The sequence below is a fragment of the Bacteroides thetaiotaomicron VPI-5482 genome (genome assembly GCF_000011065.1).
GTDB classification, from domain to species: domain Bacteria; phylum Bacteroidota; class Bacteroidia; order Bacteroidales; family Bacteroidaceae; genus Bacteroides; species Bacteroides thetaiotaomicron.
Genome location: NC_004663.1, coordinates 6,143,395 through 6,155,330 on the forward strand (window position 1 = coordinate 6,143,395; position 11,936 = coordinate 6,155,330).

7 protein-coding genes and 1 pseudogene are annotated in these 11,936 nt (G+C 41.3%); 2 read left to right on the top strand and 6 right to left on the bottom strand.

Annotation, left to right across the window (positions count from 1 at the left end; translation table 11 throughout):
* Positions 1-48 precede the first annotated feature (48 nt).
* From BT_RS23600 to pulA, 6 genes and pseudogenes are all read right to left on the bottom strand, one after another.
* Positions 49-1,620, bottom strand: coding sequence for an arylsulfatase (locus tag BT_RS23600; RefSeq protein ID WP_008760398.1), 1,572 nt, complete (start codon positions 1,618-1,620; stop codon positions 49-51).
* Between the two features lie 54 nt (positions 1,621-1,674).
* Entirely contained in the window at positions 1,675-4,362 is a 2,688-nt protein-coding gene (locus tag BT_RS23605) for a glycoside hydrolase family 2 protein (RefSeq protein ID WP_011109377.1), read from the bottom strand.
* A gap of 194 nt (positions 4,363-4,556) precedes the next feature.
* Positions 4,557-5,072, bottom strand: a complete 516-nt coding sequence (locus tag BT_RS23610; RefSeq protein ID WP_011109378.1) for a hypothetical protein — start codon at positions 5,070-5,072, stop codon at positions 4,557-4,559.
* 10 nt (positions 5,073-5,082) lie between these two features.
* A pseudogene (locus BT_RS24775) lies at positions 5,083-5,323 on the bottom strand (hypothetical protein); the annotation flags it as partial.
* Between the two features lie 658 nt (positions 5,324-5,981).
* The gene (locus tag BT_RS23615; protein ID WP_011109381.1) at positions 5,982-7,046 is read right to left on the bottom strand and encodes a mechanosensitive ion channel family protein; all 1,065 of its coding nucleotides are present in this window, start codon (positions 7,044-7,046) and stop codon (positions 5,982-5,984) included.
* A gap of 56 nt (positions 7,047-7,102) precedes the next feature.
* Positions 7,103-9,070, bottom strand: a complete 1,968-nt coding sequence (pulA, locus tag BT_RS23620) for a type I pullulanase (RefSeq protein ID WP_011109382.1) — start codon at positions 9,068-9,070, stop codon at positions 7,103-7,105.
* Between the two features lie 297 nt (positions 9,071-9,367).
* Between pulA and BT_RS23625 the strand changes: the two genes are divergently transcribed.
* Positions 9,368-10,813, top strand: coding sequence for an alpha-amylase (locus BT_RS23625; RefSeq protein ID WP_011109383.1), 1,446 nt, complete (start codon positions 9,368-9,370; stop codon positions 10,811-10,813).
* A 116-nt stretch (positions 10,814-10,929) separates the two neighbouring features.
* Positions 10,930-11,853, top strand: coding sequence for a 23S rRNA (adenine(1618)-N(6))-methyltransferase RlmF (rlmF, locus tag BT_RS23630; RefSeq protein ID WP_011109384.1), 924 nt, complete (start codon positions 10,930-10,932; stop codon positions 11,851-11,853).
* The last annotated feature ends 83 nt before the right edge of the window (positions 11,854-11,936 follow it).

The following is an 11,936-nucleotide window of genomic DNA, read 5'->3' on the forward strand; positions in this document are numbered from 1 at the left end:
CAGTCTTTTTTCTAAACCTAGTATTAAGAAGACTATTGTTCCCGGATTTTATTCTATTCCGCTTTGATCCGGATTTTGTTTCAGATAGTAGTTAATTCTTTCGGTCCAAGGTTTGTTTTCGAGTGGAAAGACATTACATTGTTTCGCCCATTTATTCCATTTAGCCTCTAGTTTTTTCACTAGCTTCGGATATTGGGCGGACAAATCCTTGGTTTCGAACGGATCTGCCGATAAGTCGATTAGCTCCCATGGTTCATTCCGGCTGCCGCGTACCAGTTTCCAATGATTGGAAATAATGGCGCAGGAACTTTGATGCTCAAAGTATAATTCTCTGGGCTTTATCTTTTTTCCATGGATTGGAGGGAGTAAGCTCTTGCCGGGCAAATTCTCTTTGAATTCTGACGGATAAGTAGCTGTGGCAATATCCATGCAGGTAGGCAGTATGTCTATAATGTGGGCAGGTTGCCTGCAAATCTGACCTTTCATCTTGTTTTTTTCGGCATCGCCATAAGATAAGATAAAAGGGGTACTTGTGCCTCCCTGAAAACATTGTGACTTATAGCTTCTATAAGGAGTATTGCTCAAATCAGCCATAAGCTGGCCCAGGTATCCGCCTTCTTTGGTTGCACCGTTATCGCTTAAGAAGATAAATACGGTATTGTCCAGCATCCCTTTCTCCTTGATGGTTTCCACCAGTTCACCGATTCCGCTATCCACAATTTCGATCATGGCGGCATAGGTTGCCATATCGGTAATCCATTGCTCCTGTTGCTTTGGTGTGAGTGTTTCCCAAGAGGGACGTTTTCCGTCAAATTCTTTTTGGTAGACAGGATAATCCATTTCGTCCGAAATGAACTTCAGCTCCTTTAACCTGTCGAAACGTTGTTTACGCAACATGTCATATCCCACTTTATATCGGTCTCTGCATTTCTCTACACGATCGGCAGGAGCTTGGAGGGGTAAGTGAGGGGCATAATGAGCTACGTACATAAACATCGGTTTGTCTGTAGGGTGTTGCTTGACAAAACTGACGGCGGAATCGGTGATGGCAGTGGTATAGTAATAGTCATCGGGGAATTCTTTGATTCGGGTCAGATTGCTGTATACCGGTGTTGGTTTATAATAACTGCCTCCTCCGCTCAGGCAACCGTAATATTTGTCAAATCCCCGTTGGGCCGGATAGCTGCCATTGGGAGTATCAAAAGCTCCGTCCACTGTGACGTGCCATTTACCGCTCATATATGTGCTGTAGCCATTCGCTTTCATCACCTCGGCAATGGTGGGGATGTTTTTTGTAATTTGTCCTCTGTATCCGGGGCGGTGTTCATCTACTGCCGTCATCCATCCCATGCCGGCTTCGTGCTGATAATGTCCTGTCAGCAAAGCAGCACGGCTAGGGCAGCTTCTTCCTGTATTTTTGAACAGGCTGAAGCGTACCCCGTTTTCTGCCAGACGGTCTATGTTGGGAGTCTGGATTTCACTTCCGTAGCAACCCAGATCGGAGAATCCCATGTCGTCACATAAAATCAATACAATATTGGGAGGAGTACTTACCTGTGCTTCTGTACTGGCGAAACTCGCTCCTAATAAAAATGAAGTATATACTATTCTATTTATCATAACTGTATTTTAATAAGTTTGTGTTTTTTCTGTTTATAGATAGAACTATGCGCATTATTCAAAGTCACTCTGTTGTTTTTCGACTTCTTTCAGTTTCAGGCGGTTCAGTTCCTGTTGTAATTCAAGTACACGTTTCTCACAATCGGATGGAGCGGCATTTATTTTATTTCCGGCATCTTTGCTTGCGGATTGTGCTTGTGTCAGTTCATCTTTGTCTGCTACCAGCGTATGTTCTGATGGAAAAGTAGGAATAATCAGTTCTGCCGGAACCGGCGTATGTTTGCCTTGCCATACCACTGATGCACGGATTTTAATTTTTCCCGGTGTAGTGGTGGACCTTACCAGCACCGGAGCAGTTCCCCAAAGTACCGGACGTGGATTGGTGAATGTTTCTTCATTGGCAACTAGTTGGCCCTGCCCTTCGATTTCGAACTTTACTTCATAATTATTCAAACGCTTGATGTTTCCGTTTTCATCTGCGATGGCTGCAATGACCGTCACGATGTCCGATCCGTCCGCTTTCATCTGTACTTTCTCGTCATCTGCCCAAAGCAACAGTTTTGACGGGCGGCGTGTGGGTGTTACTTTATGTGTCGCAACCACTTTTCCGTCCATTAATCCTTCTGCCAGAAGGTAAGAATCTGCCTGTTTCTTTTGGCGTGACAGCTTTTTATCATACATGACATCAAATACATCCTTGAATGTGATGACGGGTGAGGGCATTCCGCTTTCATTTGCCGGCTTATGATAAGTATATTCTTTGCCTCCCTTGCAATACGTGAGGCGAACTTCGTCACAGTTGCTATATATCGTTACATCTTTCGGAGAGAATGGGGTCATGGCATTGGCTATGTAAATCATCGGTCCATTATCTGCGATCAATTCTTTGTTGGGTTCGGCAGGACGCTGGGAACAGAACATATAATAAGATAGTTTAGGTTGTCGGAAGGCATCCATGATACCTCCGTAAAACGGGTCAGGATGATATCCTCTCTGGTGATCGAACGAGTGCCACAGGCAACCGCCCATATGTTGTCTTGAAGTTCTGTATAGTCCATCATAACTGGTGAGTTGGTAATCGTTTTTGGCATATCCCTGTGCCTGAATCAGCATCGGTACTTCTCCCCAGCCGCGATTGACCCGGCTTGGTGAGTTGTGAGAGTTCCAGTCATCCACATTATCTCCCCATTCGCGGGTGAAATAACTGATTTTCGGATCCAGATTTTCGGTATTAAAGGCTCCTCCACCTCCGTTCATCGGATGGGTGAAGTGTATCGGAAAGTATTCGTGTCCACGTGCGGTTACATCACATCCGGCATAGCAATAAGGATACGGATATTCTTCATTGAGAATGTCCACTACATTTTTAGCAAAGTCAGCCGGATACCATGTTTCGTTCAGAATCGGTTCCCACATCCATACACTGGGGTGATTGCGGTCGCGGCGAACCATATTGCGGATATCACTATATACTCTCTGAGCAAATATCGGCTGATCATTCCAGAATTGCCATCCCGGTGTGTTGACAATAACAAACAGTCCTAATTCATCACAAGCATCCATAAACGCCGGATCTTGCGGATAATGGGCGTTACGGATAACACGCATTCCGGCATCACGCAACTTCTTCGCATCCCGCCAATGAAGGCTGTTGGGTAAGGCGTTACCAATCACTGCAAAATCTTGATGACGGTTGGCTCCCATCAGAGGATAGGGGTAAGGTTTGCCATTTAGCCAGAATCCGTCTTTTCCTTTAAATTCAATGCTGCGAATGCCGATACGGCGGTAATATCCGTCGATGGTGTTACCGGCTTTGTCTTTTATATAAATGTGTAGTTTGTAAAGATAGGGGCTGTCGGGTGACCATAAATGAGGTGTTTCTACGGTCACTTTGCAAGAAATTTGTTTCGCAAGATCCTTGCTTACCGACAAACCGGTCTCCTTAGAGAGAACACGTTTGTCGTCGCGGTCATAGAGTTCATAGATTATTTTACCACTGAAGGATTTTCCGGAAGTGTTGCGTATATGTGCATCCAGTTTCAACTGTGCGGATTGCTCGGAAACTTTGTCGAAAGAGACAAATAATCCGCCTCCGGCTGTCTCATTCTCATAATTCGGATCGGTAATGAATACTTTGTTGTGAACTATCATCCAGCAATCTCGGTAAATTCCTCCAAAATATGCAAAGTCCAGTGCATCTTGCGGTTTGCCGGGAGGGTAGGAGGGATCGTCACTGTTGTCTGCCCATACGGTGATAACATTGTCTTCTCCATACTTCAGACTGGAAGTGACATCTACGATGACAGGTAGAAAACCACCGAAATGCTCTTTCAGCAACTTTCCGTTCACCCATATTTTTGATTTTCCCATAATGGCTTCGAAGTGGAGGAATTGTTGTTTTCCTTTCCAACTCTCCTTGGGAGTGAAGTGTTTGCGATACCAGATTTCCCCCTGATAATTGATGCATCCGCTCGCTTCGGTGGGGAGATATTCTATGCCATCGGGTAATGATACGATGTTCCAGTCTTTATCATTGAATCTCGGCTGTTCCGCTCCTTCGATATTGCCTTTATAAAATCGCCAGGCAGGATTCATGTTATACACTGTGCGGCCTGTGTTGGAAAGCTGATAAAAGCCTGCTGTGGAGTAAGATGGCTGGTAAGTGTCGGCGTTAGCTACCAGTGTTCCAGCCAATAACAGACCACTGAGTAAGATTTTCCACCATGTTGAAGTACTTTTCATAATTCTTAGATTTGCTTGATTGATCTATCTTTAATATATTAATGTCAGACTGTTTTGTTTTGCATTAGAACTTCGTCCCGCCAAGGTACAAATTTTCCAATAGTTTGAAGCATAGGACGCTGAGCTTTATTTTTTCTTAAACATTAGCCCGGTGCGTCCTACACTTTTTACCATATCCGAAATGACCTATATCTTTATTTAATACCTATCGGGCCTTCATTGGCTTGAATTGGCCATCCTGGATTCTGGTAAATAATAGAAGTACTCAGATCGTTAGGATTTGAGGCTCTAATTCTGAAGTGCGTGATAGCGATAGGATTCAGATAATGCGCTTCATTTTCGAAGCGGGGCACTACTGTTGCGAGGAAGTAATTAGCTTCACGAATGGCAGAGAAATACCACGGATCATTACTTGCTGGATTATCATAAGCTTCCGGAACTTTCCATTGACCGGGAATCCATTTCTTATCATAGTCAGTGGCAGCCTGATTATCTGTAGCATTGTCGTTTTTCCAGATTCCGGCATTAAATCCCTCATGCGTCCTGAAGTTGTAATGCTTTACAGCATAGGCAGCCAAGTCATTTTCAGTAAAGAAAAAGTTGTCCGGGGTCACACTGTCTAAAGGTTCCCTGTCCAAAAAAACATTGCAAGAAGCGAGTATAAAGCTTCCCCCTGTCAGCAAAAATAAATATTTAATTATCTTTTTCATACGTCATCAATTAAAAGTTAACACTAAATCCTGTGGAAAAAGTACGGGACAACGGATAAGTTTTTCCTGAACTGTTCGATCCGTCTTTCGCTCAGGTTGGAAACACCTATTTTGCGTGTGATCTGGGCGGGGATGGTATACCCGATCTGCAAATTCTTCAACCGTACATAGGCGGCATTCTGAAGATAGCGGGTTTGCGTCTTTTGATTTTTTGCGAAGTTATCAACCAAGATACGCGGGAAATAAGCGTCTCGAAAAGATCTTGCAGACTTACTAATTACTATGATCGTTTGTGTATTGTCAGTCGTTCGTTAACTATTACTCAGGCTTACCTATTGCTGAAAAAAAGCACTTTCTTAAAAAAAGGAATATTTAATCAGCCAAGGAATGCTATAAATTACATTACGGATAAATAAGAAGTAGAAAAACGCCTGCATTTGCTTGAATGAAAATCTTCCTTTCTTTTATTTAAGTTGTATGCTGAATAGATTGATATGATATTACTTCTTATGTTTTCTTTTGGATGATGTATTGGCTGAAAGGATAACTTTTTGTTTAATCTTGCCTTTTCGCTATTTGTGATTAACCAGCGTGAAAACAAGCTCCGGGTAGTCTTTTTATCTCTTCCTCACCGAGGAAAAACAGGTTCCTCGGTGAGGAAGAATGCGTTGGTTTTAAACCAAGGAGGCGTTCCTTTAATACCAACGAGTGGTTTAGTGATAGAAAAAGATGCATATCTCATGTGAATTTATGCAATAATAATCTGTTATTCCGTATATTATTGCACTAATTTATGCGCTTTATTCTTTGTTTTATCATTTTTATCTCAACTGTATTTTTGTTTAATCTTAAAAATAGCACATTGATGTTGGGCTGCATGTACATATTTCTAAGAGAACGATGGGTTTATCAATTTTCTTGTTTCAATGATTCGTCTTTCTGAATATAGACAGTCCGTGTCGGAAAAGCAAGGTTCAATCCTGCTTTATTAAAAGCAGCCAGTATTTCCATATTCATATTTGAGGTTACGCCTAAAATATCTCCTTGTTTTTCTATAAAATAGATATACATGATAACCAATGCGGAATCTGAGTATTCTGTAAAAACAGCGACTATATCAGAAGGGTTAGAAGATACATTTTCTACTCTTTTGGGGATGGATTTCAATAGTTCTAAAGCTTCTTTCATCTTTTCGGAAGTCGTATCATACGTCAGTCCAAGATTCAAGACTACTCGGCGCATAGGTTCGGATGAAATATTAACGATAGAAGTATCGGTAATCTTATAATTGGGGAAAGTTATAATACGTTTGTCGTAATTCATTATTTTTGTGCTTCGGACTCCTACGTCTACTACCGTTCCTTCATAACTATCCACGCGAATTGTGTCTCCGATGCTGAAAGGTTTATCCGTCAGAATGGTAAACGCACCGAAAACGTTTTTTACTGTATCTTGTGCTGCCAAAGCAAATGCGATACCACCAATACCCAAAGTTCCCAACAGAGCGCTGATGTTAACTCCCACATTACTCAAAGCCATGACGATGCCGATGAGCCAGACTATAACCAAGATGGTTCTTTTGATGATTGGCATCATTTTGTTAGCTTGTCCGTTGGACTGCTTTCCCCAGTAAACCTGAAGTAAACTACTGAACAAACGGCCGAAAAACCAAGTAATATCCAGAACAATCAAAATGCTGTAAGCATTGTCAACTACTTTCACAAAACTGTCCGGATAAACCAACCGATGGATAGCGATCCAGATTCCCAACAGAATTATAGCAAACTTAACAGGCGCTTCCAAAGAGTAAAAAATGACGTCGTCCAGGTGATTGTCGGTTCCCGTAACAAAAGGTTTGATAACTTTCTTGCCTAATAGCGATAATAATTTCACAATAATAATTGCTCCTAAAATAATAAGAATGGAAATACCCCAGTTTTCAATAGTATTTCCCCATAATTCATTTTCTAACATAGTCTAACTGATTTATAATTGTACTTTTATTTAATAATATCAAGTTGATCTCCTTTTTATTGACGATACAAGATAAGAGCTGAAGATGCTGTGATAGAAATATCCCCTCCCGATAAATGCTCCTGACTGTCTAGATCAATTTGTCCGTTATGGCAGACTATAATCCAATCTTGTTCCGGGATATTGATATCTGCCTGATTCCGGTTACCGTTGTATGCAACCAGAATTTCTTTCCATTCATCACCGTTAGCATACTCGCCTAGAGTATAAGCGATGACACCGGAATCGCCTGTATCAAGAAAATGAAGCCATTTCTCTAAGCCCTCTGCTGTAGGAATACGGAAGGCGGGATGTTTTTTGCGGAGTGCGATTAATGTTCTGATATAATTGAATATATCACGGTTTTTAGCTTTTAACGCCCAGTCTATTTGGTTGACGGCGTCAGAAGACTTGTAGCTGTTTGGCTCTCCCTGTTTGTCCTGCATGATTTCTTCACCGCCACGAATAAAAGGAATACCTTGCGAGGTTAAAAGCACGGTGTGTATTAATTTGTCAATAGGAACCAGTTCTTCTTCAGAATGTTCGCCTTGAACAGATAATTTCAGCTTATCTACCAGCGTATATCCGTCATGACAGGAAACAAAGTTAATCATTTGAGAGGGAGCAGCGGCATATGGACCGTCACAGTAAAGTAACCCGCTATAATCTACCTGTGGGTGTTGTGTTCCGCCAACGATTCCATATTTGACAGGTTCAAAATGCCCGTTGATATTTCCGGAGGCATACCCTGGTTCCTGTTCGTCAAAGGTACTTCCTTTCAGACCGTCACGAAATTCATCATTAAATACGGAAATACCTTTCATTTTTCGTACATTCTCCTTTACAGCCCGTTGCTCGAAAGGTAATGGAGAATCTGCTGCTACCCAACCTTCTCCGTATACAAAAATGGTGGGGTCAATTTTTAATAATTCCTCTCTTAACTGGTTCATGGTGTCGATGTCATGTATCCCCATCAGATCGAATCTAAAACCGTCAATGTGATATTCTTTCGCCCAGAATTTGACCGACTCAATGATATAATGGCGAACCATTTCGCGTTCTGAGGCTGTCTCATTTCCACACCCGGAAGCATTTGAATAGGAACCGTCGGGATTCTGGCGGTAAAAATATCCCGGAACCGTTAGGTCAAAATTAGAATGCTCGGTTGAGGCTGTATGGTTATAAACCACATCGAGTACAATACGAAAACCATTTTGATGGAGGCTTTTTACCATCTCTTTAAATTCGCGGATACGGGTGGTGGGGGTGACAGGATCGGTGGAGTAACTTCCATCTGGTACATTATAATTCTTCGGGTCATATCCCCAATTGTATTTGTTTTTCTCCAATTTCCTTTCATCGATTGTGGCGAAATCGAATGAAGGAAGGATGTGTATATGCGTTACTCCCAATTCTTTTAAATGATCCAGTCCGGAAGATTCTCCTTCGGGAGTTTTAGTTCCGGTCTCTGTCAGAGCAAGAAACTTCCCCTTATGTTCAATTCCTGAGTTTGGATCAATACTAAAATCGCGGTGATGAAGTTCATAAAGAATGATATCGGAATACATTTTCAGTTCGGGTGACTGGTCTGATTCCCAACCTTCGGGATTTGTCTCGTTCCAGTCGATTACAGCAGCGCGATTGCCATTGATGCCGACTGCTTTTGCCCAGATACCGGGTGTTTCGTCCAGCCATTTTCCATCTTTTTCTATCTGGAAGGTGTAGAAAGAACCTTTCAGATCACGGTCTATATGGATACACCAGGTCCCATTGTCGGCTATGTCCATTTCCAGTTGTTCTTCCGGATCTCCCGCTTCGCCGGATGAATACAGGTTTAAACGGACATTATCGGCACTTGGTGCCCATAGCGTAAATATGGATTGCTGGGGTGTATAGACTAATTCCAAATCGTTCTCATAATAGCACGGATACTTGTCATACGAATCCAACTGGTCCGGGGACGGATGATTTTTCAACTCTCTCATATTTTCTAATTTTATATTAATACTATATAAAAAAAATAATCATGTTGTGGAATAAATGAACCGGATTATTCCGTTATGGTATGACTGAAAACAAATGTGAAATCAAAAATTCCTGTTCACGCTCTGATAAATATGAATAATAAAAGAATAATTAAGGTAATTTTACGGTGTTGTAAATCAGCTTTTTATCCTTTGCACTTTTTTGTATTTGTTAGCTTATAATTTATAGAAACGTAGGAACTTTGTTAACATCATCTTTGTTTTGTATAAAGTTAATTATAAAAAAAAATGAAGCGTATGGAAAATGGTGTTATGATGCAATATTTTGAATGGCATCTCCCGAATGACGGGAAGTTATGGAAACAGATAAAGGAAGATGCGTTGCATCTTCATGATATAGGTGTGACTGCTGTTTGGATTCCCCCTGCTTATAAGGCCGATGAGCAGCAAGACGAAGGATATGCGACTTATGATCTGTATGACTTGGGCGAATTTGACCAAAAGGGAACCATAAGAACTAAATATGGTACGAAAGATGAACTGAAGAAAATGATTGACGAATTGCACAAATATCATATTGCTGTTTATCTGGACGTTGTATTGAATCATAAAGCGGGTGGTGATTTTACTGAAAAGTTTATGGTAGTGGAGGTCGATCCCAAGGAGAGAACCAAGGCTTTGGGTGAGCCGTTTGAGATACAAGGGTGGACCGGGTATAGCTTTCACGGACGTAAGGACAAACATTCGGATTTTAAATGGCATTGGTATCATTTTTCCGGGACGGGTTTTGATGATGCGCAAAAGCGCAGCGGTGTTTTTCAGATACAGGGAGAAGGAAAAGCTTGGAGTGAGGGCGTGGATAGTGAGAACGGTAATTATGATTTTCTGTTATGTAACGATATTGACTTGGACCATCCGGAAGTTGTATCTGAATTGAACCGTTGGGGAAAGTGGGTTTCCAATGAATTGAATCTCGACGGAATGCGTCTGGATGCCATTAAACATATGAAAGATCAATTCGTCGCACAATTCCTCGATGCGGTGAGGAGTGAAAGAGGCAATGATTTTTATGCCGTAGGTGAATATTGGAATGGTGACCTGGAAGCATTGGATGCTTATATAGAAGCTGTTGGGCACAAAGTAAACCTATTTGATGTCCCGTTACATTATAATATGTTCCAGGCATCACAGGAAGGTAAAGACTATGATTTGCGGGATATTTTAAAAGATACTCTGGTTGAACATCATCCCGATCTGGCTGTAACCATTGTTGACAATCATGATACGCAACGCGGAAGTTCTCTTGAATCCAATGTAGAAGATTGGTTTAAACCGTTGGCTTATGGTTTGATTTTGCTGATGAAGGAAGGTTATCCATGTCTGTTTTATGGAGATTATTATGGTATAAAGGGGGAGAAGTCTCCTCATACCCGGATTATTGATATATTGTTGGATGCGAGACGAAAGTACGCTTACGGTGATCAGATAGAATACTTCGACCATCCTTCAACGATTGGCTTTATCCGTACAGGAGATGAGGAACATAATGGCTCCGGGCTGGTCTTCCTTATGTCTAATGACGAGGCGGGAAGTAAAATAATGAGCTTGGGTGAGAAACATAAAGGCGAAGTCTGGCACGAAATAACCGGAAGTATATCCGAAGAAATAACTTTAGATGAAGAAGGAAATGGAGAGTTCTCTGTCGAATCCCGTAACCTGGCTGTTTGGGTGAAGAAGGATTAGGTTATGGTATTTATATAATTAATTATGAAGATGCTTGTTACAGTTGTAATCAGGTATCTTCATGATTTGTATGAAAGTCATTTGCAGACAGAAAGATTCTCTGTATCTTTGCCGCCATGGCAGAAAGAAGCGAACTACATACGAGAAATAAACACAATGGACAATATGATTTTTCATTGTTGACAGAGAATTATCCACCGCTCAGAAAATTTGTACTTCTCAATCCTTTGGGAATACAAACAATCGATTTTTTTAATCCACATGCTGTGAAAGCGCTGAATAAAGCATTGCTGATAAGTTATTATGGTATCCGCTACTGGGATATTCCAAGGAATTATTTGTGTCCGCCTATCCCCGGGAGGGCAGACTATGTTCATTATATTGCCGATTTAATTGATCCGGAGAGAGTCAGTAATACGGCAAATGAAGAGAATGGAGATAAGCCAAAACGACAGTGCAGATGCTTGGATATCGGTGTAGGTGCAAATTGTATTTATCCGATTATTGGGCACGTTGAGTATGGATGGATGTTTGTGGGTTCCGATATTGATCCGGTATCCATAGAAAATGCGCGTAAGATAGTGACTTGCAATCCTGTATTAGCACATAAGATTGATTTGCGGCTTCAGAAAGACAATCGGAGGATTTTTGACGGAATCATCGCTCCCGATGAATATTTTGATGTAACAATCTGCAATCCTCCGTTTCACAGTTCGAAAAAAGAAGCAGAAGAGGGGACATTACGTAAATTGAGTAGTCTGAAAGGGGAGAAAGTAAAGAAAACCAAATTGAATTTCGGTGGAAATGCGAATGAACTTTGGTGTGAGGGTGGAGAATTACGTTTTTTGCTGAATATGATTTCTGAGAGCCGGAAATACCGGAAGAATTGCGGTTGGTTTACAAGTCTGGTTTCTAAGGAGAAGAATCTGGATAAACTATATGCTAAATTAAAAGCCGTCCATGTATCGGAATATAAGATAATTCGAATGTGTCAGGGTACAAAAAATAGCAGAATTTTGGCTTGGCGATTTTTGGAATAGCTGATTTTGTTTTTTTTCGATAAACGGATATTTTTAAAGAAGATTATCTGTATAATGAAAAAATATTGATGATTAAGACCGTT